Source organism: Pacificibacter maritimus, from assembly GCF_003814915.1.
Classification (GTDB): Bacteria; Pseudomonadota; Alphaproteobacteria; order Rhodobacterales; family Rhodobacteraceae; genus Celeribacter; species Celeribacter maritimus.
On sequence record NZ_RKQK01000005.1, the window covers coordinates 24,727 to 49,538 of the forward strand.

Consider the following 24,812-nt stretch of genomic DNA (forward strand, 5'->3'; position numbering starts at 1 on the left):
ACAACAGCTTCATAAGTTGAAAGCGACTCATCATGCAGCCTATTGCCCCTATCACCCAAGACGTCATGACTATCCCGCGCAAAGACGCAGCAGGCGATAAGATCAATCTTGTTGGCCTCACACGCCCTGCGATGCGTGAGGTTTTGATCGCCCATGGCACGCCTGAAAAACAGGCCAAAATGCGTGTGGGTCAGCTTTGGCAGTGGATCTACGGCTGGGGTGTGCGCGATTTCGATGCGATGACAAATCTATCAAAGTCCTTGCGCGAAGACCTGAAGGCTTCGTTCGAAGTTTCGGTTCCCGAAGTGGTGTCCAAGCAAGTGTCAGAAGATGGCACACGTAAATATCTAGTGCGCATCGCGGGCGGGCATGAGGTGGAAGTCGTCTACATTCCGGAAGAGGGGCGTGGAACACTCTGTGTGTCTTCTCAAGTTGGCTGTACTTTGACTTGCTCATTTTGTCATACAGGTACTCAGAAACTGGTCCGCAACCTGACGGCTGGCGAAATCATTGGTCAAGTAATGATGGCGCGCGACGACCTAAACGAATGGCCTGAGCAAGGTGCGAAAAACACCGAGTCCCGTTTGTTGTCCAACATAGTGTTGATGGGCATGGGCGAACCTTTATACAATTTTGAAAATGTGCGCGATGCGATGAACATCGCGATGGACCCTGAAGGCATCCAACTGTCACGTCGGCGGATTACTCTGTCCACATCTGGCGTTGTGCCTGAAATTGCACGCACGGCTGATGAGATCGGCTGTCAGTTAGCCGTCTCATTTCACGCCACAACAGACGAGGTCCGCAATCAGTTGGTTCCAATCAACAAGCGCTGGAATATCGAAGCTCTGCTTGAGGCGCTTAAAGCCTATCCGCGTGTTTCAAACTCCGAGCGGATTACATTTGAATACGTGATGCTGCAGGGCGTGAATGACAGTGATGAAGATGCGCATCGTTTGATCGAGTTGATCAAAGGTATTCCAGCAAAGATTAACCTTATTCCGTTCAATGAATGGCCTGGCGCTCCTTATAAACGGTCGTCAAATAATCGCATCCGTGCTTTTGCTGACATCATTTACAACGCAGGCTATGCCTCGCCTGTGCGTAAACCGCGCGGAGAAGACATCATGGCAGCCTGTGGCCAGTTGAAATCTGAAACAGAGCGTGCGCGCAAATCACGTAAGCAGATTGAGGCAGACGCGGGCCTTTAGGCTGCTAACGAAAATTTAACCATGCTGTGGCCAATATTCAGGCATGGATTGGATACAGATCAGATTCGATGATGACCTAGCGCGTTCTATTGAGCGCGCAGCATCACGCGCAAACATGCCTGTAGGCAGTTACATTCGTGATATCTTGGCAAAAGCTAGCCAGCCCTGTCACCCTGTATTGGCCTATGCAGGTCCCCGCAAACCTTTGGGCCTAAAGGCTTACTTGTCATGTGATTTTGCCTATGCCCAAGATTGGGATGACCTGCAAGAGGGCTTGCGTGCAAAGGGCTATGAGTTGGCCGAACGAGGGGATGGGCTGGTTTTGCGCACTCTGGAAGGCGAACGTTTGTGTAGGGCTTCTGACATCGGTCAGCCCTACTCACAATTGATGAAACGATTTGGTGCGCCTTTCCCAAAACATGCCCACAAGCACTTGGAACATAAACATCTCGGCCAAATGACTTTTAGTCTTTAACCATATTTCAATTTTGTTGACCTAGGGTAACTGTATGGAAAAAATGACCCTTTTGCTCCCCGCCAATACCGCTGAAATGTTACATCTTTTGTCTCGTGAAACGGGGCAAAGAATTGGCGACCTTGTCCATGAAATGGCGCTTGATCGGTATATGCGTCATGCCTTGGACGCGTCCGAAACGAACGATGCCGAACGCGCCTTTGTTTCTCAGTCGGACCTCTCTAAAGTGTCGGGATAGCTCTATTCACGACCTGGTAAATGATCCCGCTTTTGTGTCTGGCCTTGCCAGTTATCGATCACGTCTACCGCTTCTTCAGCCGTTTCAACGAAACGGAACAGGTCTAGGTCGTCAGCAGAAATCGTGCCAGCTTCAGATAGCGCATCCCAATTGATAATCTTTTCCCAGAAAGCGCGCCCGAACAACAAGAACGGCACGCGTTCCATTCGGCCTGTCTGAATAAGCGTTAGGGCTTCAAACATCTCATCCAATGTTCCGAATCCGCCTGGAAACACCGTGATGGCCTTGGCGCGCATCAAGAAATGCATCTTTCGAATCGCAAAATAGTGAAAGTTGAAACATAAATCGGGCGTGACATATTCATTCGGGGCCTGTTCGTGGGGTAGGACAATATTCAAACCTATTGAAGCGCCACCTGCATCTTTTGCGCCGCGGTTACCCGCTTCCATGACGCCGGGCCCACCGCCCGTCACGATTACATTTTCGCGGTGCCCATTCTCCTTTGCGCGTTCCGTCATGATCCGTGCAAAGTTTCGCGCTTCATCGTAGTATTTCGACAGGTCTGCCAAGGTTTTTGTGCGGGCTGTATCTTTCTTTGCAGGCTCGGGAATCCGTGCTCCCCCAAAAAGCACGATCGTGCTTTCTACGCCGTATTCCGCCATCATCATTTCTGGTTTCAGCAACTCCAGCTGCAATCTGACAGGCCGCAATTCATCACGGCACATGAAATCTTGGTCTGAAAACGCCAACGCATATGCAGGGGATCGGGTTTGCGCTGTGTCGGGAATTTCGCGTGCTGATGCGATATCTTCATGACTGCCTCGCAAAGGGTGACGGCGGTGGCTTTTGGTTTCAACTTGGTCGGTCATGCGCAATCCTCAATCGGTTCGTTTGTTATTCTGGCAGGTTTGCCATGCGCACGCGTTGCACGAGCGCTCGCAACAGACTATAGCCTTCTGCAACGAATATTCCATGACCCTTGGGAGACAGATTATGTCCAACGCACAGCTCGAAACCGCCATTGAAGCCGCATGGGACGCCCGTGACACGATCACGTCCGCGACCACAGGTGAAACGCGTGATGCCATTGAAGCCACATTGAACGCGCTCGATAGCGGTTCATTGCGCGTGGCTGAAAAATTGGAAAATGGTGATTGGCATGTCAACCAGTGGGCCAAAAAAGCGGTCCTTTTGGGGTTCCGTATTAAGGACATGGAAGAGCACACAGGCGGCCCGCAAGGGTCCGGTTGGTGGGATAAAGTTGACAGCAAATTTAAAGGCTGGGGTGCTGCAGAGTGGAAAGAAGCAGGGTTTCGCGCTGTTCCAAACTGTGTCGTTCGCAAATCAGCTTACATCGCGCCAGGCGCAGTTTTGATGCCATCTTTCGTGAACTTGGGTGCTTACGTGGATGAGGGCACGATGGTTGATGCTTGGGCCACTGTAGGTTCATGTGCGCAAATCGGTAAGAACGTACACCTCTCTGGTGGCGTGGGTATCGGCGGTGTTCTTGAGCCGATGCAAGCTGGTCCGACCATCATCGAAGACAATTGCTTTATCGGGGCGCGCTCCGAAGTTGTCGAAGGCTGTATCGTCCGTGAAGGATCTGTTTTGGGAATGGGCGTTTTCATTGGTCAGTCCACCAAGATCGTTGATCGCGAAACAGGTGAAGTAACCTACGGCGAAGTTCCTCCATATTCTGTTGTTGTCGCAGGTTCTATGCCGTCGAAAAATGGTGTGAACTTGTACTGTGCTGTGATCGTGAAGCGCGTTGATGCGAAAACACGTTCTAAAACGGGTATCAACGATTTGTTGCGCGACTAATATCGCATACCTTTTAAAACGTCCGCCACTTGTGCGGGCGTTTTCTTTTTTGGCGAGAGGCCGATCATGACCGATAAAGTGAAAAAACCGTCCCGCCAAAAGGCCTACACGTTGCTTGTGGAAGTGGGCAGAAAAGAAGATGATGGTTTACCCAAAGGGGCGACAGGCGCCGCTTTGATGATTTATGCGTCAGGCGTGGATGAAGCCGAAGCTGTACGTGAAACTGTCGCTTTGCTCAAGCAAGCCGATTTAGCGCCTTTGGATGTGACGGGCTACGGCACGCTGGAAGAGCGCCTTGCCGAAGGTCACGATATTTCAGACGATGAAATCGCGTTGATGCAACGTGCCCTTGACGAGAATTCTGTGGTCGTCGCGCAGATGACCCCTTTTTTCGGTGATGAAAAAAACGAAAGCTAACCTAACGGTTTCCGAACCACTTTTTGTAGAGGCGATCATAGGTGCCGTTTTCACGCAGCTCTAGCAGGCTTTGATTGATATCCTCTGACAGCGGTGAATTGGATGGCAACGCAATCCCATAGTTTTCTGCCAAGAAAACTGGACCCACAAGTTTAAGGTCTGATTTCGGGTGTGTCTTGACATAGTATGCGAGAATGGGTGCATCAAAGACAACGGCGTCGATTTCGCTGTTTTCAAGCGCGGTTAAAAGCTGTTCATCATCATCAAACCCGATAAATGCAAGGTCGCGCTTTGACAAAAATGCCGCTGCTGTGGACCCTTCGATTGTGCCAACACTTTTATCATAGAGGTCATTGATATCGGCTACATTCGCCTGAATCGCACCGACCGTCATAGCGGCTGTAATGCGGGCAACAAAAATCGAGACGAAGAACAAGGATGAGATCACGAGAAACACGCCGAACACGCGGCCAAGCGGGCTGCGCGGTTGACGTTCTTCAAAGCCGCCATTCACGATTAAATTGAGTGCCCACCAAAACGCAGGAAACAAGGCCTCTTTGGCATTCAGGTCAAAATACTCTTGATGCTTGCGTTCCAAACGCCACATCAACATGCCGCCCCCCAAAAGTAACGCGAAGGCACCGAGAATGGCCAGCATGAAATCCTTGGCAAATAGGATTTTCCAGATCGATATGTTGCTGGCTTCAGTGGGTGCTAAGATTTGCAGGCCTGCTTCGAAGATAGGTTGTGAGAAATCTAAAATCGCTTCGCGATTGGCCGTGATCGAAATATTTGCAATCGCTGCGTCCGCTTCGCCTTCGACGACAGCATCAAGCATTCCAGAAAAGCTGTCCATGCGATTGATCGTATAAGATAAGTCTAGATTTTTCGCGACCTCGCCGAAAAGCTCTATGGAAAACCCAGTGTCTAGCCCATTCTCCACCATCGAAAATGGCGGGCGAGTCACGGTTGTAATTGTCAAATCCTGAGCATAGGCGCGACTTGTTATTAAAGCCCACAACATGAGCCCAAAATAGATGGCCAGTTTTAGTTTCATAGTATCCCCCAACGCTTGGCGTATGCCACACACAGAGCGCCATAGGCAATCACGCATTAATATACCTGCCCGAAAGCAGCGCCGTTGCCTCATGACTAAGCAGTTTTCGCGTCGGCTTGGTGTCTATTTGATCAATCGCTACAGGCGATACATGAGAAAGCTGCGTGCGGCGATGTAGAGGTTTATCGCGTAAGTCATGCACGACAGACAAAGCATGCACTGAAATTCCTGCAACTCGATAGGCGAGATCGGAGCTAAAAAGCAATTGGTATCGCAAGGCGACAGGGGCGCCTTTTGACGACGCACGCGGTAAAAACGGGGCAATATGATTTGCGCGCAAGCTTACAAATTCATGACCGAATTCGTATTCAACATCCACGCCATCGGTCATGATATATGTATCTTGCGATACAGATAAAGTTTGCGACAGGTTTTGGAATGGTCTGCGTAGATCGACCCCTTGAAATCGGCCAAAGTTTGGAACTTCGGTTTTTATTAAGGCCACAACGGGGACTAAATCACCCGCATGGGTGACGACGAGATCCCCTGCTTTTACTTGCTCGATAGGGGTCGGTCCCCATTCTGTTTCCACCAACGCACCTGCGCCCAATCCAGATCGATATCCGATGTTTTCGACTTTGGTTGATACGAAGATAGCGCTGACCGCAGGGGTGACGACGGTGTCGTCCGTAGAGAATAAAATGCGTGCAAAGTCATCTATTGCAGACGGGACGGCGCAATCTAGGGTTTTAGAATACAGTTGGCCTGACTTTAAATCTTCGGCAGACAGCCAGCTTTTCTGTTGGGCAATATCCCAAGAAAAACTGATGCGGATTGGCGAGTCTTTGACGCAATCTGAAAGATCGAGCGATGACATCATCAAATTAACGCCCTGTTCACAGGCGACCCACAGGCGACCGTTCGGGCCCAAAACCATGTGAAGAGAGCGCCGAAATCCTTGCCAATGTTCGTAATCGATAAGATCCAAGGGTTGGCTAAATTGATCAGGGAAAGTGGTCTCAATCACAATCGTGCCCCGCGGCATATTATTGCGCGGAATGACACCGCTGAACGGTGCGTCCTTTAGACCATTTGGGTCAAACACGGTTGATTGCGTTTTCGAACGCGCAGCAACCCAAGTCACAGTGAAGTCTCAGTTAAAGTTACTACGCCTGTCATGCGCATCATGTTGATGCGCGTTTTTTGTGTATTCCACATCTTCTCAACAGCCCCACACTGTTGGCAGATCTTTTACTCAAAAACGTCAATCCGTTTTATGAATTTTATACTAATTAAAATGCTACAATCGTTCTGAGTTTTCTCAGTTCCGACTTAACCTGCCTACCTCTTTTGCAAACAAAAACACGTTTCGCTATTTTTGTTAACCTTTTCGCGCTTTCCTTGAGGGTAAGTTAACTATTGTTACCCTTGGGCCACAGGCTTGTGATTGCTCAGGTGCCTTTCACGGGGTAGTCCTATCTCAATAGGAGCTTAATATGACCATAGACCCCGTAGACCTTACCGCACAGCTTGTTCGCTGCCCATCTGTCACCCCCGATGAAGCAGGTGCTCTCTCTCTTTTAGAAAGCGTGCTCTCTAATGCTGGGTTTGAATGTACGCGGATTGATCGCAATGGCACGCCCAATCTTTTTGCCCGCTGGGGTGAAAAGGCAGCGCAGAAATCATTGGGGTTTAATGGGCATACTGATGTTGTTCCCATTGGGGACGCAAAAGCGTGGACCAAAGATCCCTTTGGTGCTGTGATCGAGGATGGTATTCTTTGGGGGCGCGGGGCAACCGACATGAAATCTGGCGTTGCGGCTTATGTCGCCGCTGCCGTTGATTTTGTGACCCAAACCCCGCCGGATGGCGCACTCGTCATTGCCATCACAGGTGATGAAGAAGGCGATGCCCACGATGGCACAATCGCTTTACTTGATTGGATGGATCAACACGGCGAGCACATGACAGACTGCCTTGTTGGGGAACCGACTTGTCCAAGTACAATGGGCGAAATGATAAAAATCGGTCGCCGAGGATCGATAACTGGTTTCATAACTGCGCGTGGTATTCAGGGGCATGCAGCCTACCCACATCGTGCAAACAACCCCGTTCCAGCGCTTGCGCGCTTGATCGATGAATTGGCGTCTCATCGTTTAGATGAAGGCACTGAACATTTCGATGCATCCACCTTAGCTGTTACGACATTCGACACAGGGAATCCTGCGACGAATGTGATTCCTGCCGAATGCCGCGCAACAATCAACATACGTTTCAATGATGCACATACAGCACAAAGTCTCGCAGCTTGGTTGCAGGCAAAAGTGGCCAAGACGAGCGAAGCGACAGGTGTTGATATTACCATTGAAACGAAAACATCAGGTGATAGCTTTTTGACACCGCCAGGTGATTTCGTAGCGCTGGTGGCCAAAGCTGTCGCGGAAGAAACTGGCGTTACGCCGGTGTTGTCCACATCAGGAGGGACATCGGATGCGCGTTTTGTCAAAAATCATTGCCCTGTTGTTGAGTTTGGGTTGGTTGGTACATCGATGCATCAGGTGGATGAACATGTATCCATTGATCAGATTACCACACTCAAAAATGTCTATTCACGCATGATTAGAGACTATTTTGCATGATTATTCATATTCAAGAGACGGATAACATTCGTGATTGTCTCGCCTTGCGCATGACCGTGTTTGTTGAAGAACAAAAAGTGCCACAAGACGAAGAACTTGATGACTTGGATGACGTGAGTACGCATTTCATTGCAACGACTCAAGATGGAGTGCCTGTAGGAACCGCGCGGATATATCAGATCGGGGATGTCGGAAAAATTGGGCGCGTATGTGTGTTGAGTTCACATCGCGGGACGGGCCTAGGAGCGCAGCTTGTTAAAACCTGTATTGCTGCCTTGCGGGAAAAAGACGGTATTAAAACTGCAAAGCTGGGTGCGCAAAACCATGCGATCCCATTCTACGAACGGCTTGGATTTACCGTAAAAGGTGGTGAATACATGGATGGTGGAATCCCACATCACGACATGGTTTTATCTTTATGAAGCCATTGCTGGTGATCATGCTCAAAGAACCGATTCCTGGGCGTGTGAAAACACGATTGGGTGCTGAAATGGGCATGGTGCAAGCTGCGCAGTGGTTTCGGGCACAGGCGTTATCAACTTTGCGTCGGTTGGATGACCCTCGATGGGATATCGCTTTGGCTGTTTCTCCTGATGTCTCAGGTTTGAAAAGTCGCTTTTGGCCGCAAAAATTTGTTCGCGTCCCGCAAGGGTCTGGCAACCTTGGTCATCGTATGAAGCATGTTTTCAAGACATCAAATAGGGTAAAGACCTGCATAATCGGTGCCGACATTCCTGATATCAAGCCCCATCATATAGCAGAGTCTTTCGCTGCATTGGGCTCGAATTCTGCCGTGATTGGACCCTCGACGGATGGCGGGTATTGGTTGATCGGATTGCGTCATGGTCAGCATCTGCCATATACCCTTTTTGACAATGTACGCTGGTCTTCACCGCATGCAAAATCAGATACTATTAAAAGTGCTGAATCTCTAAAATGGACTGAGGTCGCCACATTGGATGACATAGACACATTGAATGATCTTGCGCGGTGGCGGGCCAGTCGTTGAGCGACGGTTTGAGTGTGGTGAAGCGCTACAGAGCATGGTAGTTTAGATTATGAGCAAAATCCCCACAAAGCAGGCGATCCTAGATTGGATTTCTGAGCACCCGACCAAAGCTGCCAAGCGAGACATAGCCAAAGCCTTTGGAATCAAGGGCGCGGCTAGAATCGACCTAAAGCGAATGCTGAAAGAGCTCGAGGCAGAGGGGCACCTCACCAAGCGGGTTAAAACTTATCGCGATCCCGACAAGTTACCGCCTGTCTCGGTTTTGGAAATTCTTGCGCCAGACACCGATGGTGATATTTTTGCGCTACCGCTTGAATGGACTGGCACTGGGTCAGAACCACGCATTTTGATGGTGCTAAAAGAAAGCGATCCAGCCTTGGGTGCAGGCGAGCGCATCCTTGCAAAGCTTCAAGCCGTAAAGGCTGAAGATCACGCTTATCAAGCGCGTTTGATCCGTAAAATAGGCTCTAATCCAGAGAAAATACTGGGTATCTATCGTGCGAACGCCGAAGGTGGGCGTGTCGTTCCGATTGATAAAGGTGCAGGCAAAGAATGGCTCGTGCGCAATGGGCAGGACTATGGCGCAGAAGATGGTGAGCTGGTCGAAGCTGAGCAAACAGGCCCTAAAGATAGGATGGGCCTGCCGCGTGCCAAAATCATCGCACGCCTCGGAGACCCAACAGCCCCGCGTGCCGTTTCGTTGATTGCGATACATCAGCACAATATCCCAGACGCTTTTCCAGACAATGTGATCTCTATGGCTGATGCGGCGAAGCCTGCAGGACTAGCTAGTCGTGAAGATATGCGCGATGTTCCTTTGGTGACGATCGATCCAGAAGACGCACGAGACCATGATGATGCGATTTGGGCTGAATTAGATACTGATTCAAATAATCTAGGCGGCTTTATTCTTTGGGTCGCGATTGCCGATGTTGCCCATTACGTGACCTCAGGATCGGCACTTGATAAAGAGGCTCGAACAAGGGGTAATTCTACATATTTTCCGGATCGTGTTGTGCCGATGCTGCCTGATCGTTTGTCAGGTGATTTGTGTTCTCTTCACGAAGGTGTCCCGCGCCCCTGTTTGGCTGTACGCATGAAAATAGATGCGCGTGGCGAAAAGATTTCGCATGAGTTCACACGTGGATTGATGCGGTCTGCAGCGTCGTTGAATTATCAAGAAGTGCAAGCCGCTCAAGACGGCGCGCCAAATGATACCTGTGCACCATTGATGGACACGGTCATCACACCTTTGTACCAAGCATATAAGGCTTTGAAAGTCGCACGGGAAAATCGCCAACCGTTGGAATTAGATTTGCCTGAACGCAAAATCGTGCTGGGCGAGGACGGTAAAGTGTCGTCGGTGGCGATTGCTGAACGCCTTGATGCGCACCGTATGATTGAAGAGTTTATGGTTCTGGCTAATGTTGCAGCAGCTGAGGAGCTGTTTCAGAAAAACCGTCCTCTTTTGTATCGGGTCCACGAAGAACCTTCGGACGAGAAAATGGAGTCTTTGCGCGAAGTTGCGCTAGGTTCGGGTCTAAATTTGGCCAAAGGTCAGGTTCTCCATACCTCACATCTAAATCGCCTATTGAAGCAAGCGGCGGGTACCGATCATAGTGAGTTGATTAATATTTCAACGCTTCGCTCTATGACACAGGCCTATTATCACCCTCAAAACTACGGTCACTTTGGCTTGGCTTTGCGGTCCTATGCGCATTTCACGTCACCAATTCGGCGCTACGCTGATTTGATTGTGCACCGTGCTTTGATTTCTGCGCATGGCTGGGGGGATGACGGCCTATCCGCTCACGATATTGAAACGCTTGAAGACACTGCAAAACAGATATCCGACACCGAGCGTCGCTCAATGGTTGCAGAGCGCGATACCAATGATCGGTATCTAGCGGCTTATTTGAGTGAGCGGCTCGGCACTGAGATGACTGGGCATATTTCTGGGATTCAAAAGTTTGGCGCTTTTATCAAGCTGGACGAAACGGGCGCTGACGGCTTGGCTCCTGTGCGTTCGATGGGGTCGGAGTTTTTCCATTTTGACCCTGATGCACAAACGTTGATGGGGTCGAGTACTGGCATTACTTTGTCTATCGGTCAGCGGGTTGTGGTGCGGGTTGCAGAGGCCACGCCTGTGACGGGCGGGCTTGAGCTGGAAGTGCTTGAAGTCAACGGAATGAAAATGCCGCGAAGCAGTCGACGTGCACGTGGCAAACCAGCGTCGCGAAAGCATGCACGATCAAAAGCAAAACGGGATAAGATTAAGAAAAAGGTGTCGCGCAAGCGCAGTTAGCGGTAAATCGCCACTTAAGTGTGACAGTGTTTTCCAAGCTCCACACCTTGCTCTACGATTTAGAGAAATGTGTGGAGTTGTGTGCATGAAACGTCGTTTAATTATATCAGGCTTTTGCGCCCTTGTGATGGGCAGTCCTTCAAGTTTTGCGCAGTCGCAGGTGAATCAAAACATGCTTTTGCAATCAAAGACGGAAGGTCAAAATGTGACTGAGATCGCAACCAAGCAAGATCAAGCCCTGGCTGGCTGGATAGAGGGTTTCAAACAGCGCGCACGTCGATCAGGAATTTCAGAAACGACCCTAACAAGGGCATTTCGTCATGTTCGTTATGATTCCAGCGTCATTGCAAATGACCGCAACCAGTCCGAGTTTACAAAACAAATTTGGGATTATCTGGATAGCGCAGCATCGCCCTTGCGCGTCAAAAATGGCGCTGCAGCAATGCTTCGGCATAGTCGCGCTTTGGATAATGTTGAAACTGCATACGGCGTGGATAAACACATTGTAGCAGCGATCTGGGGTCTGGAGAGTGCCTATGGTGCGACCCGTGGAGATGTGCCTGTGATCCAAGCGCTGGCGACATTGGCCTATGATGGACGTCGCGGCAGTTTCTTTGAAGAACAACTTATAGCTGCATTAAAAATTCTGCAGTCGGGCGATACATCACCAAGTAACATGAAGGGCAGTTGGGCGGGGGCCATGGGCCACACTCAGTTTATCCCCACATCGTTCTTGGCTTTTGCTGTTGATGGTACTGGCGATGGTAAACGTGATATTTGGTCTGATGATCCAACTGATGCTTTGGCGTCAACCGCTGCATATTTAGCACGCCACGGCTGGCGAAAGGGTCAACCTTGGGGGGTGGAAGTCCAGTTGCCCTCTGGGTTTGACTATGAATTAGCACGTCGTGATATGACACTTTCCCCAGCTGTTTGGGCGCAAAAGGGTGTGCGGGGTGTGGATGGGAAGGCGGTTCCAAATTACGGTCAAGGCGCAATCTTGTTGCCCGCTGGCGCCAGTGGTGCGGCCTTTATGATATTCGAAAATTTTGCTGTGATCGAACGGTACAACAAAGCCGATGCATATGTGATCGGTGTTGGTCACCTGTCTGATCGATTGCGTGGTAAAGGCCCGATTCAAGCATCTTGGCCAAGAGACTACCAACCGCTCTCTTTTGAAGAAAAGAAAATGATGCAGCGCAGTTTGAAGCAAAGGGGCTTTCTAGACGATAAAGTCGATGGCTTGATCGGTCCAAACACCATCAATGCGATCCGTGGTTTCCAGAAATCGATTGGCGTGACGGCTGATGGGTATCCGTCGAAAACCTTATTGGCCCATCTGCGTTAGGCGCAGATGGTTATAAATGCGCTTCGAACTCGGCGATGACGGCATCATAGATTTCTTGTTTAAACGGAACAATTTCGCGCACGACATCCGTGGCAGGCGACCATTTCCATTTCGAAAATTCGGGATGCTCAGTATCTATCGCAATATCGTTGTCGACGCCGTTGAAACGCATAAGGAACCAAAGTTGCTTTTGCCCGCGGTATTTGCCTTTCCAAACTTTACCCAACAGGTGGTCTGGCAAGTCATAGGTTAGCCATTCAGAAGTCTTTGCGACAATCGTAACGATTTTTGGATCTACTCCAGTTTCTTCCCAAAGTTCACGCAAAGCAGCTTTTTGCGGATCTTCGCCTTCGTCGATCCCGCCCTGAGGCATCTGCCAAGCGTTTGGTGTATCAATGCGTTCGCCAACAAAGATGTGTCCACTGGCGTTCACAAGCATAACCCCGACACAGGGTCGGTATGGCAAAGTGTTTGGATCAAGTGTCATGTGCATTTCCATATGGAATGAGGGGCAATTTTCCCCTCAAGTCGTGACTTTATTTTGAATCAATAGCTGACAGGCCGCGCAAAAGGTCGATCGCATAGGCAAGCTGATAATCTTCGTCACGCAATTTCGCTGCCTGTTCAGCCTTTTCTCGGTCCGCTTCGATTTGCAGGATTTCATCTTCTGTAAGGCTGTCATTGTTCAGCGATCCACGAAGGTCAGCCTCAGTGCGCTGTTGGCGTGCGTCATCGGTTGCCTCGTCGGTTTCTGGTTGACGTGGCGGTTGTTCGACAATGATATCAGGGGAGACGCCGAGCGCTTGAATGGATCTGCCTGAGGGTGTGTAGTAACGCGCGGTTGTCAGACGCATCGCGCCATCTGAACGCAGCGGCATCACAGTTTGCACTGACCCTTTGCCGAATGATTTCGTGCCAACAACGATTGCGCGGCGGTGATCTTGCAAAGCGCCCGCGACGATTTCAGATGCAGAGGCAGAGCCGCCGTTGATCAAGACAACAATAGGTTTTCCCTCTGCCAAATCGCCAGCTTTCGCGTTTACGCGTTCACTTTGTTCCAGCTCGCGGCCACGGGTCGAAACAATTTCGCCCGTCTCCAAGAAGGCGTCCGAGACCATAATGGCTTGGTCCAACAAACCACCTGGATTGTTGCGCAGGTCCACGACGATCCCGTTGACTTTATCCATGCCGCCAAGTTCTTCAACGCTCTTGGCCAAGCCGTCTTTTAGGTTGGGATAGGTCTGGTCATTAAATGTCGTGACGCGCAAGACAACGGTGTCACCTTCGACGCGTGACCTGACTGCGGTCAATTTGATTACGTCACGAATAATGGAAATATCAAAGGGTTCATCAACGCCTTCGCGAACAACAGTGATGATGATTTCAGCACCTACAGGCCCGCGCATCAAGGCGACGGTATCATCCAGTGTCATGCCCAAAACACTTTCACCATCAACTTGCGTAATGAAATCTCCCGCTTGCACACCAGCAATATCAGCAGGGGTGCCATCGATAGGCGCGACAACTTTTACAAAGCCTTCTTCTTGCGTGACCTCGATGCCAAGTCCGCCAAAAGAGCCAGAGGTTTGCACACGCATATCGGCAGCATCATCAGGAGACAGGTAGGACGAGTGAGGATCAAGCGATGACAGCATGCCGTCAATCGCAGATTCGATCAGTTTCTCGGAATCGACTTCTTCAACATATTGCGCACGGATGCGTTCGAACACGTCGCCAAACAAATCCAATTGTTCGTAGACATTCACTGATTTTTCGGTCTCTTGCGCAATCAACGGACCTGCGATTTGCGTTGACACTAGTGTACCTGTCAAAACACCAACCACGCCTGCCATCAAATACTTCTTCATGCGTCTTTCCTTTTCCAGTGCGTCAAATTGCACGTAATATACTGCGCACCAGATGATACGACTTATTGTTCATTTGCAAACCATTGCGCAGGGTCTACAGGCTTACCGCCTTCTCTTACCTCTATATAAAGCGTCTCTGACAGTCCTGCACCAGTGCCTTGTGTCGCATTGGTTACAAATGCATCAAGATCGGGAGAGGTGCCCGACATCAACCCCACAGCAGAGCCCGCTGGGATGACCGACCCAACATCACCATACACTTCATCCAAACCAGCTAGAACGATCAATACATCATTTCCAGGCTCAAGTATGATCACGTTTCCGTAGTCTAAAAACGCGCCTTGATATCGGATCGTGGCTGGCCAAGGGGATGTAACCAATGACAACGGCCGCGTGGCCAAAAGCCACCCAGGGCGTTGAACGCCTGCTGCGTCGGTTTCATCGAAGCGACGCAAAATACGACCGCGTGAGGGCAGGGGCCATCTGCCTTTGGCGGTGTCCAAGTCTGGCAGCGTTGACGTTCCATCAACAACGTCCATAACCGCAAGGCTTGACGCAAAGGCTTCTAAGGTATCTGATCCATTGATCAGCTCTTGCACACGCTCTGCATCGGCCACAAATCTACGCGGAAGATCTGTTCGGTTTGACATGGCTTGACTGAGGTCTGTGCGAGCGGATTGCACATCTTTGAGGCCCGCTTCCAAAACATCCAAAGCTTCATTTTGCAACTCACGCAGGATCGAAACTTCTTGTAATTGTGCGCGCAAGATCTCGGCCTGTTCTTGCATTGCGGGCGTAATCGATGACACCAACATGCCTGCGCGCGCATGGCCGAGAGGGCCTGTAGGGTGCACCAAGGCTGCGGGTGAAGCGTCTGGTTTTAGATTGATCAAAACGGCCAAAAGCGTTGCGACTTGTCCGCTTTCATCTTGAAATTTGCGATTGATTTCTGCTTCGCGCAAGGCAGCTTCGCGCAAACCAGATCGCATGGCTTCAAGGCCATCTTCATAGGCTTGGATGACGCCAGTCAATGCTTTGACTCGGTCGGTGGCGATCTCTGCTTTTTCTAGTTTTTCGTGAGCGGTCTTAAATTGCGCAAGTGCATTTTCTGCGAGGGCGGCAGGGCTGGCATCTTGCGCCTGTGCCGCTCCTGCGACACAGATGCCAAGTATAAGTCCTGCAACACACATTATTTTCATTTTTGGATCAGACTTTTGCCTGTCATTTCGTCGGGTTGCTCAAGCTGCATAAGGTCCAAAAGTGTAGGCGCCAAATCGGCCAACCGCCCACCTTGGCGTAGAGATACGCCATCAGGGCCATTGAATAAGGCGACGGGAACCAAGTTGGTGGTATGTGCTGTATGAGCACCGCCTGTCTCAGGGTCGATCATAGTCTCGCAATTGCCGTGATCCGCGGTGACAATCATCGTACCACCCACACGTTTTAGCGCATCCATAACGCGGCCTAATCCCGCGTCTACAGCTTCACAGGCTTTCATTGCAGCATTGAGATCGCCTGTATGACCAACCATATCTGGGTTGGCGTAATTGGTGACAATCAGATCATATCCAGCATCGATCACTTCAAGAAACTTTTCGGTAACCTCGGGCGCAGACATTTCTGGTTGAAGATCATAAGTCGCCACTTTGGGCGATTGCGGCATAAAGCGATCTTCACCCTTTTCAGGTGTTTCTTTGCCGCCGTTCAAAAAGAACGTAACATGTGGGTATTTTTCCGTTTCAGCCAAGCGGAATTGCGTTTTACCTTGTTTCGCGACCCATTCGCCAAGCGTGTTGACGATCGCCTTCTTTGGATAAGCGGTTTTCATATAGGCATTATGCGCTTTGGAATATTCAACCATGCCCAAAAGCGCAGCAAACTCAGGTCGATCATCTGTGTCAAAGCCATCAAAATCGGGTTGCGCGAGGGATGCTAGGATTTCACGAGCACGATCCGCGCGGAAGTTCAGGCAGAAAAAGCCATCGCCATCTTCAACGCCAGCGTAGTCGCCTATCACAGTTGCCTTGATGAATTCGTCATTCTCATCACGCGTATAAGCAGCAGTAACTGCATCAACAGCGGTGTCGGCAGCTTCGATTCCAGTTGCATTGACGATTGCCTCATAGGCCTGAGATACGCGTTCCCAGCGGTTGTCACGATCCAACGCAAAGTATCGTCCGATCACGGTGCCAACCTTGGCCCCCTTGGGCAGGTTTTCGATCAGCGTGGGCATGAAGCTATCGGCGGATTTGGGCGCAACATCGCGCCCATCTGTAATGGCGTGGATGATAACGGGCACACCGTGGTCGGTGATCGCCTTGGCTGCCGCTAATGTGTGAACGATATGTCCATGCACGCCTCCGTCAGAAATAACCCCCATCAAGTGCGCGGTGCCGCCAGACTTTTTTAGGGTCTGCGCAAAGGCGACAACTTCTTTGTTTGCGAAAAACGATCCATCTTCGATCGCAAGGTCAATCTGGCCAAGGTCCATGGCAACGACACGACCTGCGCCGATGTTGGTATGCCCAACTTCTGAATTGCCCATTTGACCTGATGGCAAACCAACATCGGGGCCAAAAGTGATCAAAGACGCCTTTGGGCTAGTGGCCATCAAGCTGTCATAGGCGGGTGTATTGGCTTTTAAGGGGGCGTTGCCTTCGATTTCATCACGTTGGCCCCAGCCATCAAGAATGCAAAGAACGACGGGTTTGGGTGCTGACATGTTGGGCTCCTAAGATTTAACTTAGCACCTTCTAACCTGTGATACGCTTTAGGTGAACCAGAACCATCATCTAGGTGACGAAAAACCGCTGATTAAACGCGGTGATAAGGTGAGCCTGCCAAAATTGAGGCCGCACGATAAAGCTGTTCGGTTAACATTGTGCGTGCAAGCATGTGTGGCCAGACCATTTTGCCAAAGGAAATCGAAAAATCGGCTTTGGCGCGCAGGGTTGGGTCGATTCCATCCGCACCGCCAATCACAAAGGCCACATCTTGTCGGCCGTCATCGCGCCAGTCGCCAAGTTTTTGCGCGAAACTTGGCGAGGATAGAACCTTTCCGCGTTCGTCCATCGTGCATATTAGCGCGCCGTTGGGGATGGCACGCCGCAAAATATCGGCTTCGGACTTCATGCCGCCGCCTTTTTTATCTTCGAGTTGATGGATGGTCAGGGGGCCCAGCCCGAGGGCGCGGCCAGTTCTATCAAAGCGTGTGGTGTAGTCATCGATGAGAGTTGCTTCGGGGCCAGAACGCAATCGCCCCATGGCACAGATATGTACTCTCATCGTGCAGTCCCCGCTTTTAAGATTCGGGGCGTGCGGACATCAATGCGATCGCTTCATCTGAGGTCAGCCACATTTTTTCAAGTTGATAGAATTCGCGCACTTCTGGGCGGAAGATATGAACAATGACATCACCCGCATCCAGCAAAACCCAGTCACCAGCTGATTTACCTTCGATACGTGAAAATATTGAGTGTTCAATTTTTAGGCTTGCGGATAGTTTTTCAGCTACGGCGCTCACTTGGCGCGAAGACCGACCCGAGCAAACAACCATGTAATCGGCCATGGCAGACTTGCCCTGCAATTCGATGGTAACGATGTCTTCGGCTTTCTCAGCTTCGAGGTGCCCGGTGATGAAATCCAGCATGGCTTTGCCGCCAAATTTAGGATCAGATGTGTTCGTCGCGTCAGTCATGGATCAGCCTTTATAAGTCGTCGATGAATGCCCGACGCTGGCGTATATTTAGGTTAGCAGTCAAAGCGCTTTATCTCAACGCTCTTAAAGCCAGACAGGTAAGTCCGCCCGTTTGGGGGTATAGCGCGCGTATCTATATAGTCTGAGCGGGTTTGGAAAGGGCAAGCTGACGTGAGTTTTGCCATATATTCAAGGTTTCTTAGGGCATTTCACTTTCCGCCAGCATTCTGACTTCGCGTTGCGGGAAGGGAATCGAAATGTCATGGGCTTTAAAAGCATCCCAAAGGGCCAAATAGACGGCGCCTCTGACATTGGTTAGGCCATCTGTTGGATCAATAATCCAAAACCTTAGAACGTAGTCGACTGAGTTATCGCCGAAGCCGACGATATGACAAACGGTTGGCTTGCCTTTATGTATGCGATCCACGGAATCAGCCGCCTCGATAGCGATTTGACGGACTTGATGCGGGTCGTCGCTGTAAGCGGTGCCAAAGTGGATATCCAAGCGCACGAAGGAATTGGTATGAGACCAATTCACCACCTGATTGGTGATCAAGTCTTCATTGGGGATCAGGTATTCTTTGCCATCGCGTGTCACCACAGATGCGTAGCGGGCCCCCAAAGTATTAATCCAGCCAAAGGTGTCCCCGAGGGAAATGACATCTCCAGGCTTGATGGATTTATCGAGCAAAATGATTATGCCTGACACTAAGTTTGACACGACTTTTTGCAAACCAAAGCCAAGCCCAACCCCGATGGCCCCTGACAAAACGGCCAAGCCAGATAGGTCAAATCCAACGGCTTTCAGGCCAATGAATATCGCACCTGTGTAGAGTGTCATTTGCAACAATTTGACCATCAACACGCGCATAGATGGCGAAATATCTTCGTTTCGACGAATGCTATTGGTGGCTTGAACTGAAGTCGTACGCGCCATCGCAAACAGCAATCCAGTCACGATCAAGGCCTTGGTGATATCAAGCAATGAAAGGCTAAAGTCGCCGAACGTGATCGATAGCGAATCTAAAAATAGTGCTGCGCGTATGTGCAGGTTCAGGTAATATAACGTGATATAGACCCACAAACCCCACGTCACGATCCGTCGTACAAAACGGTTGTGGACAATACGTGCGGCGAAGCCGACCGCCAGCCATGCTGTTCCAAGGCGGGCAATTATGCCGATCAAATAAGATCGAGACGGCCAAGTGATTTGCTGCAATACAAGGTAAAGCCCCCACAAACATGCCACCCATAGCAGCAGCCAAAGGCGCTTTTCGATTTGTAACAGCCAGCGCAGTTGCCATTTGGGGCGCCCTGTCAGGCTGCGTAACCAGTCGCGCATTTTCGCACGCGCCAATTTAGAGATGCCCCAAGTGATGAGTATCAAAAAACCCATCACGGCTAATTGATTGAGCTGCGATTGGCGACTGAGTCCTTTGAAAAAGGTGATAGCTTCAGCACTGGCCGCTGCAATAATATCGCTAAACTGAATGGGCTCCAATTGGGAATCCTTTTGGGCAAGCATTGCATGGCGCACCCCGTTCAAGCAAGCCAGCGTGGCATATTGTTGTGGTCAAGCTGTGCAAACCCTTGCGAGACTCATTGATTGCCTCTATGTCAACGCACATGAAACGTGTTTTTGATATGGATGATCGTGCGCGGCTGCCTTGGCGGTTCTTTGGTGCGACCTGTTCTGTCCTCGCCCGACTTCGGGGCTGAGGTCCTTTTCGCGTGTTCGCATAGCATGCATTAAACTCGTAAATTTTTCCAAATGACAACTGAACGGAGAGCGCCATGACCGCCCCGAAGACACTTTATGATAAAATCTGGGATGCGCACGTAGCCCATGAAGCCGAAGATGGCACAACGCTTTTGTACATCGACCGTCACCTCGTACACGAAGTGACATCAGCGCAAGCCTTTGAAGGTTTGCGTATCGCAGGTCGCAAAGTTCACGCACCAGAAAAAACCATTGCGGTGCCCGATCACAACGTTCCTACAACTTTGGACCGCGCTGATCCCGCCACAATGACCGAAGAAAGCCGTATCCAAGTGAATGCGCTTGATACGAATGCAAAAGAATTCGGTATTCACTACTACCCAGTGTCTGACGTCCGCCAAGGTATTGTGCACATCGTTGGACCTGAGCAGGGTTGGACTTTGCCGGGCATGACTGTTGTTTGTGGTGACAGCCACACTGCGACACACGGCGCTTTCGGCGCACTTGCGCACGGCATCGGTACATCCGAAGTTGAGCACGTTCTGGCAACCCAAACGCTGATCCAGCGGAAGGGCAAGAACATGAAAGTGGAAATCACTGGCAAGTTGAAACCCGGTGTGACCGCGAAAGACATCACATTGGCTGTGATCGGCGAAACAGGTACCGGTGGTGGTACAGGTTATGTGATCGAATACTGTGGTGAAGCCATCCGCGATCTGTCCATGGAAGGCCGCATGACGGTCTGTAACATGGCGATTGAAGGCGGCGCACGCGCTGGTCTTATCGCACCTGATGAGACCACCTACGAGTATGTCAAAGGTCGCCCACATGCGCCAACGGGCGAACAGTGGGAAGCAGCTTTGGCATGGTGGAAAACGCTCTACTCTGACGATGGCGCACACTTCGACAAAGTCGTGACACTCAAGGGCGAAGATATTCAGCCTGTTGTGACTTGGGGCACATCCCCAGAAGACGTTCTGCCGATCACCGGTGTTGTTCCTGCGCCCGAAAGCTTTGAGGGTGGTAAAGTCGAGGCTGCACGTCGTTCGATGGAATACATGGGCTTGAAGCCTGGTCAGAAATTGACAGACATCGAAATCGACACTGTCTTTATCGGCTCTTGCACCAATGGTCGTATCGAAGATTTGCGTGCCGCGGCTGAAATCCTCAAAGGCAAAAAGATCAAAGACGGCATGCGCGCTATGATCGTGCCGGGTTCTGGTCTTGTGCGTGCACAGGCTGAAAAAGAAGGTCTAGCGCAGATTTTCAAAGACGCTGGTTTCGAATGGCGCATGGCGGGCTGTTCTATGTGTCTTGCGATGAACCCAGACCAACTGGCTGAAAACGAGCGTTGTGCATCTACATCCAACCGCAACTTTGAGGGCCGCCAAGGCTACAAAGGTCGTACCCACTTGGTTAGCCCAGCAATGGCAGCCGCAGCCGCACTTACCGGTCGTCTGACCGATGTGCGCGATTTGATGTAAGGAGAGGCAGTATGGAAAAGTTTCAAAAAATCACTGGCGTTGCGGCGCCGATGCCACTCGTCAACATCGACACTGACATGATCATCCCAAAGGTGTTCTTGAAATCCATCGCCCGCACGGGCTTTGGCAAAAACCTTTTTGATGAGATGCGGTTCAACCGTGATGGCACTGAGATCGAAGACTTCGTTCTCAACAAGCCTCAGTACCGCAACGCCGAGATCTTGATCGCTGGCGACAACTTCGGCTGTGGCTCTTCGCGCGAGCATGCGCCTTGGGCGATTGCTGATTTTGGCATCAAATGCATCATCTCCACATCGTTCGCTGACATCTTTTACAACAACAGCTTCAAAAACGGCATCTTGCCGATCGTGATGCCGCAAGAGGTTATGGATATCTTGATGGCAGACGCTGAAAAAGGGTCAAATGCGCGTATGACAATCGACCTTGAAGCGCAGGTTGTTACCACATCTGATGGTCAAGAGTTCCCCTTTGATGTCGATGCTCACAAAAAGCACTGCTTGCTTGAAGGACTTGATGATATCGGACTGACCATGGCCAAGAAGGCGTCTATCGACACGTTCGAGGCGTCTATGCAGCAAGATCGACCCTGGGTTTAAGATCCAGAAGTTCTTGGAGTTCGATAGCGGCGGCCCTAGGGCCGCCGTTTCGCGTTTTACATATCGGATTGTTCAGTTGGTGCCTCAGTCGCTGCCATCGCGATCTCAAGCTCTTCAGCAGAAATTTCACCGCTCGCGTCTAAGTCCATTGTTACGAACATTGCGTCGGTGATGTTCGGGTAGGCCGTTGCAACCTCTGCGAAAGAATAGCCGCCGCTTCCATCAGTGTCTTCAATCACAGCTTGTGCAAAAGTTGGGGCTGCCATGAGAGAAGCCATACCAAGGGTCAATGCGATCTTTTTCATGTCGTTTTTCCTTTATCAGATTTACACCGATCAGGTGCAGTTCAGGTGAATTTACGACGACATCGCGCCGTCGCTGATAGAGGTGGACTATGGAAAATTGTTTATCAACTATCTGACAGCGCTTAATAAAAGCCGAATTTTGCCGCTGCGTATTTTCGCTTATTGTCGGCAAGTTGTCGCGAATGATTGAGGCTAAATATTGCTTGGGCTTCACTTGAACTGATCGTTGTGGCGGGCTTATGCGCAGTGAAGTGGCATATTTCTGCCCGTGCAAATTGCGCGAACAGAATTCGGCGAGTTTGGGCGCAAACCCGCCGCTCTAAATTTATGGTTATAGAGATTCTGCTCATCTTTTCGAATGCTAGGCGAAGACGAAGCACAAAACACTTATGTCCATATATTGTGGTTGAGGGGACTTGGGGCCCTAATTGCTATTGGCAATGATGCAAAATCGCACCGCTTTTTCCATGAAACTGCCGCATTTGCGCCGTTAACCTTAACGATCACTTGATGAATATGGTGAAAGAAGGCAAAAATTGGGCAATAATGAGGCAGTCCGCCATTTTTGGTGGGCATCAAAATGGAAAAAAGTGTGTGGCATCGTATCACGCACGGCCAGTTTGAAGGGAAATGGGTAGTGTTTAACCGCTTGGTTGGTGCATTTGTGCGCTCTATACTTGTTGTGGCGTTGATCGTCATGCCATCACTTTTGCTGCCAAATGTTTCTGCGGATGCAGCACAGGTTGTCGCGTTGGTGGCAATGTTTGGCGCCGCGCTGACGTTTTTCGAATATATGTCCGCTTTTCCAGGCCTGATCGAGTTTCGCGATGCGCCGCCGTTTAACCGTGTGCGCTTCTTGTCGCTCTTCGTTACTATTTTTCTACTGACGCTGATTTGCCGAGGTATCTCCGACCCCTCCGTTCTAAGTGATTTTGTGACCGCTGTTGGCGCATTGATCGGTTATGTGTTGGACCTCCCGTATTCGCCAGTGCGCTTGATGGTACAGGCGTTGCCAGACGAATCTGCGATGCAGCAAGTTAACTTGATGCGTGTTCTTGCTGGTCTTTCATATCTGTCGTCTTTGATTTCATTTGCCGTCTTTTTGGGTATGCTTCATCGTCGCAGTTGGCCCTCCAAATCAGGTTCGTTCAACGTTTGGATCAACTTGCCCACCTTTGATCCGACCGTAGGTGGTGATGTGGTGTCACGGTTAAAGCGTGACGCGCGGGTGAACATTATTTTGGGCTTTGCTCTGCCTTTTATTATTCCTGCCGTGCTGCAATCAGCATCCAGTCTTTTTGGTGCAATTTCCGTCGGCAACTATCAGTCCATGATTTGGACGGTTGCGGCATGGGCATTTTTGCCATCTTCACTCTTCATGCGTGGAGTAGCGATGCATAGGGTGGCGATCATGATCGATGACCAGCGCCGCCAAACCTATGCGGCTGCGGACCTAGAGCCATTGTTGGCGTGAGCTGGGGTGGCGTAATTTGGCGCGGCTTCCTCGTCGGCCTGTGTTCGATGACTGCGCCTTTATTTGCTCAAGATGTGCTTCGGGTTGCAACGTGGAATGCAGAGCTTTCGCGCAAAGGGCCTGGAATTTTATTGCGCGACATCAAAGCAGGAAAAGATCCGCAAGTTCGTGAAGCCTTGGGGCATATTGCGAAGATCAAACCAGATGTATTGTTGCTCACAGGAGTGGATACAGATTTTGACGGGTGGTCCGCCAAAGCTTTGTCGGGTGCTTTGGGGGCGTTTGGCCATGAAATGCCGCATGTGTTTTCCAAGCTAAGTAACGCGGGGGCGGAAACCCAGCGAGATCTGGACAAAGACGGACGAACAGGGCAGCGGCAGGATGCGCAGTCATTTGGTGATTTTCACGGCCAAGGCGGGCTTGTGGTTTTATCGCGCTTAGCAATCGACAAGGCAGAAATTCGCGATTTTTCAAGTTTGCTTTGGAAAGACCTACCGCATGCGCGCTTTCCCGTGAATTTTTATGATCAGGGCGACTTAGAGGTCTTGCGCCTTTCTTCGGCAAGTCATTGGGATGTTCCGCTGATCTGGAACGGCACGCCTTTGCATCTGTTTGCCTTCTACGCAACTACACCCGTTTTTGACGGGGATGAGGATCGCAACGGATTGCGCAACGCGGATGAAATAGCCTTTTGGCGGCTGTATCTGGACAGCGCACTGGGCTCACAGCCTCCAGATGCGCCGTTTATATTGCTTGGGGATGCGAACCTTGATCCTGTTGATGGGGGGGGCTTGCATGATGAAATGGCTAAGTTGTTATCCGATCCGCGTTTGCAAGATCCGATGCCGCGCTCAAGCTATGGTGCAAAAGTGGCAAACAGGACCCATCAGGGGGATGCGAGTTTAGATACTGCTGACTGGGATGACCCTGATCCTGGCAATCTACGGGTCGACTATGTTTTGCCCTCACGTGACCTGAACATAGTTGGGTCTGGGGTTGCTTGGGTCGAGGCTACAAAGGCCGATGGGCCGATGTTTCGGCACGGGTTGGTTTGGGTCGATTTGCGCCATCCTTAGTGGTATCCGGTGGCGCCATTCCTTGACGTTAGTGTCGTTGTGCGGTAGGCG

Annotated in this window: 25 protein-coding genes; 14 read left to right on the forward strand and 11 right to left on the reverse strand. The window is 50.6% G+C overall.

Going from position 1 to position 24,812, the window contains the following annotated elements; all coding sequences use genetic code 11:
• Positions 1–32 precede the first annotated feature (32 nt).
• The 3 genes from rlmN to EDD53_RS13100 are packed head-to-tail and all read left to right on the forward strand — an operon-like array spanning position 33 to position 1,924.
• On the forward strand, positions 33–1,211 hold the full coding sequence (gene rlmN / locus EDD53_RS13090) for a dual-specificity RNA methyltransferase RlmN (RefSeq protein WP_123793999.1): 1,179 nt from the start codon (positions 33–35) through the stop codon (positions 1,209–1,211).
• A gap of 43 nt (positions 1,212–1,254) precedes the next feature.
• The gene (locus tag EDD53_RS13095; protein ID WP_123794001.1) at positions 1,255–1,686 is read left to right on the forward strand and encodes a hypothetical protein; all 432 of its coding nucleotides are present in this window, start codon (positions 1,255–1,257) and stop codon (positions 1,684–1,686) included.
• 34 nt (positions 1,687–1,720) lie between these two features.
• The gene (locus EDD53_RS13100) at positions 1,721–1,924 is read left to right on the forward strand and encodes a hypothetical protein (protein ID WP_123794003.1); all 204 of its coding nucleotides are present in this window, start codon (positions 1,721–1,723) and stop codon (positions 1,922–1,924) included.
• A 2-nt stretch (positions 1,925–1,926) separates the two neighbouring features.
• Here EDD53_RS13100 and EDD53_RS13105 read toward each other — a convergent pair whose 3' ends face one another.
• Positions 1,927–2,793 (reverse strand): LOG family protein, encoded by an 867-nt coding sequence (locus EDD53_RS13105; RefSeq protein ID WP_123794005.1) that lies wholly within the window; start codon positions 2,791–2,793, stop codon positions 1,927–1,929.
• 124 nt (positions 2,794–2,917) lie between these two features.
• Here EDD53_RS13105 and dapD point away from each other — a divergent pair, with 124 nt between their 5' ends.
• Both dapD and EDD53_RS13115 read left to right on the forward strand, forming a co-directional pair.
• Positions 2,918–3,745 carry a 2,3,4,5-tetrahydropyridine-2,6-dicarboxylate N-succinyltransferase gene (gene dapD / locus EDD53_RS13110; RefSeq protein ID WP_123794007.1) on the forward strand — a complete coding sequence of 276 codons (828 nt, stop codon included), beginning with the start codon at positions 2,918–2,920 and terminating at the stop codon, positions 3,743–3,745.
• 66 nt (positions 3,746–3,811) lie between these two features.
• Positions 3,812–4,162 carry a hypothetical protein gene (locus EDD53_RS13115; RefSeq protein ID WP_123794009.1) on the forward strand — a complete coding sequence of 117 codons (351 nt, stop codon included), beginning with the start codon at positions 3,812–3,814 and terminating at the stop codon, positions 4,160–4,162.
• A gap of 1 nt (position 4,163) precedes the next feature.
• Here EDD53_RS13115 and EDD53_RS13120 read toward each other — a convergent pair whose 3' ends face one another.
• Both EDD53_RS13120 and EDD53_RS13125 read right to left on the reverse strand, forming a co-directional pair.
• Positions 4,164–5,219 carry a transporter substrate-binding domain-containing protein gene (locus EDD53_RS13120; RefSeq protein ID WP_123794010.1) on the reverse strand — a complete coding sequence of 352 codons (1,056 nt, stop codon included), beginning with the start codon at positions 5,217–5,219 and terminating at the stop codon, positions 4,164–4,166.
• 49 nt (positions 5,220–5,268) lie between these two features.
• Positions 5,269–6,324: a Hint domain-containing protein gene (locus tag EDD53_RS13125; protein ID WP_170162766.1), complete on the reverse strand. Its 1,056-nt coding sequence runs from the start codon at positions 6,322–6,324 to the stop codon at positions 5,269–5,271.
• Positions 6,325–6,715: 391 nt separating this feature from the next.
• Here EDD53_RS13125 and dapE point away from each other — a divergent pair, with 391 nt between their 5' ends.
• The 5 genes from dapE to EDD53_RS13150 all read left to right on the forward strand — a co-directional run bounded on the left by dapE (position 6,716) and on the right by EDD53_RS13150 (position 12,520).
• Positions 6,716–7,858: a succinyl-diaminopimelate desuccinylase gene (gene dapE / locus EDD53_RS13130; protein ID WP_123794012.1), complete on the forward strand. Its 1,143-nt coding sequence runs from the start codon at positions 6,716–6,718 to the stop codon at positions 7,856–7,858.
• Entirely contained in the window at positions 7,855–8,280 is a 426-nt protein-coding gene (locus EDD53_RS13135) for a GNAT family N-acetyltransferase (protein ID WP_123794013.1), read from the forward strand. Before dapE ends, EDD53_RS13135 begins: the two co-directional genes overlap by 4 nt.
• The gene (locus EDD53_RS13140; RefSeq protein WP_123794014.1) at positions 8,277–8,867 is read left to right on the forward strand and encodes a TIGR04282 family arsenosugar biosynthesis glycosyltransferase; all 591 of its coding nucleotides are present in this window, start codon (positions 8,277–8,279) and stop codon (positions 8,865–8,867) included. Before EDD53_RS13135 ends, EDD53_RS13140 begins: the two co-directional genes overlap by 4 nt.
• 49 nt (positions 8,868–8,916) lie before the next feature.
• Positions 8,917–11,172, forward strand: coding sequence for a ribonuclease R (gene rnr, locus EDD53_RS13145; RefSeq protein WP_123794015.1), 2,256 nt, complete (start codon positions 8,917–8,919; stop codon positions 11,170–11,172).
• Between the two features lie 85 nt (positions 11,173–11,257).
• Positions 11,258–12,520: a lytic murein transglycosylase gene (locus EDD53_RS13150; RefSeq protein ID WP_123794016.1), complete on the forward strand. Its 1,263-nt coding sequence runs from the start codon at positions 11,258–11,260 to the stop codon at positions 12,518–12,520.
• A 10-nt stretch (positions 12,521–12,530) separates the two neighbouring features.
• Here EDD53_RS13150 and EDD53_RS13155 read toward each other — a convergent pair whose 3' ends face one another.
• The 7 genes from EDD53_RS13155 to EDD53_RS13185 all read right to left on the reverse strand — a co-directional run bounded on the left by EDD53_RS13155 (position 12,531) and on the right by EDD53_RS13185 (position 19,610).
• Positions 12,531–13,013 carry an RNA pyrophosphohydrolase gene (locus EDD53_RS13155; protein WP_123794018.1) on the reverse strand — a complete coding sequence of 161 codons (483 nt, stop codon included), beginning with the start codon at positions 13,011–13,013 and terminating at the stop codon, positions 12,531–12,533.
• Positions 13,014–13,056: 43 nt separating this feature from the next.
• Positions 13,057–14,388, reverse strand: a complete 1,332-nt coding sequence (locus EDD53_RS13160; protein ID WP_123794020.1) for a S41 family peptidase — start codon at positions 14,386–14,388, stop codon at positions 13,057–13,059.
• Positions 14,389–14,450: 62 nt separating this feature from the next.
• Positions 14,451–15,587 (reverse strand): murein hydrolase activator EnvC family protein, encoded by a 1,137-nt coding sequence (locus tag EDD53_RS13165; protein WP_123794022.1) that lies wholly within the window; start codon positions 15,585–15,587, stop codon positions 14,451–14,453.
• The gene (gene gpmI / locus EDD53_RS13170) at positions 15,584–17,110 is read right to left on the reverse strand and encodes a 2,3-bisphosphoglycerate-independent phosphoglycerate mutase (RefSeq protein WP_123794024.1); all 1,527 of its coding nucleotides are present in this window, start codon (positions 17,108–17,110) and stop codon (positions 15,584–15,586) included. The genes EDD53_RS13165 and gpmI overlap by 4 nt, the downstream gene beginning before the upstream one ends.
• 92 nt (positions 17,111–17,202) lie before the next feature.
• Positions 17,203–17,673, reverse strand: a complete 471-nt coding sequence (gene rlmH, locus EDD53_RS13175; RefSeq protein WP_123794026.1) for a 23S rRNA (pseudouridine(1915)-N(3))-methyltransferase RlmH — start codon at positions 17,671–17,673, stop codon at positions 17,203–17,205.
• Between the two features lie 16 nt (positions 17,674–17,689).
• Positions 17,690–18,085 (reverse strand): ribosome silencing factor, encoded by a 396-nt coding sequence (gene rsfS, locus EDD53_RS13180; RefSeq protein WP_211331626.1) that lies wholly within the window; start codon positions 18,083–18,085, stop codon positions 17,690–17,692.
• A 199-nt stretch (positions 18,086–18,284) separates the two neighbouring features.
• Positions 18,285–19,610 (reverse strand): mechanosensitive ion channel family protein, encoded by a 1,326-nt coding sequence (locus tag EDD53_RS13185; RefSeq protein ID WP_123794028.1) that lies wholly within the window; start codon positions 19,608–19,610, stop codon positions 18,285–18,287.
• Positions 19,611–19,879: 269 nt separating this feature from the next.
• On the opposite strand from EDD53_RS13185, the gene leuC reads away from it, so the two are divergent.
• Both leuC and leuD read left to right on the forward strand, forming a co-directional pair.
• The gene (gene leuC / locus EDD53_RS13195) at positions 19,880–21,289 is read left to right on the forward strand and encodes a 3-isopropylmalate dehydratase large subunit (RefSeq protein ID WP_123794030.1); all 1,410 of its coding nucleotides are present in this window, start codon (positions 19,880–19,882) and stop codon (positions 21,287–21,289) included.
• 11 nt (positions 21,290–21,300) lie between these two features.
• Entirely contained in the window at positions 21,301–21,906 is a 606-nt protein-coding gene (gene leuD, locus EDD53_RS13200; RefSeq protein ID WP_123794031.1) for a 3-isopropylmalate dehydratase small subunit, read from the forward strand.
• A gap of 56 nt (positions 21,907–21,962) precedes the next feature.
• Here the strand turns inward: leuD and EDD53_RS13205 are convergent, their stop codons facing one another.
• On the reverse strand, positions 21,963–22,211 hold the full coding sequence (locus EDD53_RS13205) for an EF-hand domain-containing protein (RefSeq protein WP_123794032.1): 249 nt from the start codon (positions 22,209–22,211) through the stop codon (positions 21,963–21,965).
• A gap of 637 nt (positions 22,212–22,848) precedes the next feature.
• Here EDD53_RS13205 and EDD53_RS13210 point away from each other — a divergent pair.
• Both EDD53_RS13210 and EDD53_RS13215 read left to right on the forward strand, forming a co-directional pair.
• Positions 22,849–23,685 (forward strand): hypothetical protein, encoded by an 837-nt coding sequence (locus EDD53_RS13210; protein ID WP_170162767.1) that lies wholly within the window; start codon positions 22,849–22,851, stop codon positions 23,683–23,685.
• Positions 23,686–23,732: 47 nt separating this feature from the next.
• Positions 23,733–24,761: an endonuclease/exonuclease/phosphatase family protein gene (locus tag EDD53_RS13215; RefSeq protein ID WP_123794034.1), complete on the forward strand. Its 1,029-nt coding sequence runs from the start codon at positions 23,733–23,735 to the stop codon at positions 24,759–24,761.
• Positions 24,762–24,812 lie beyond the last annotated feature (51 nt).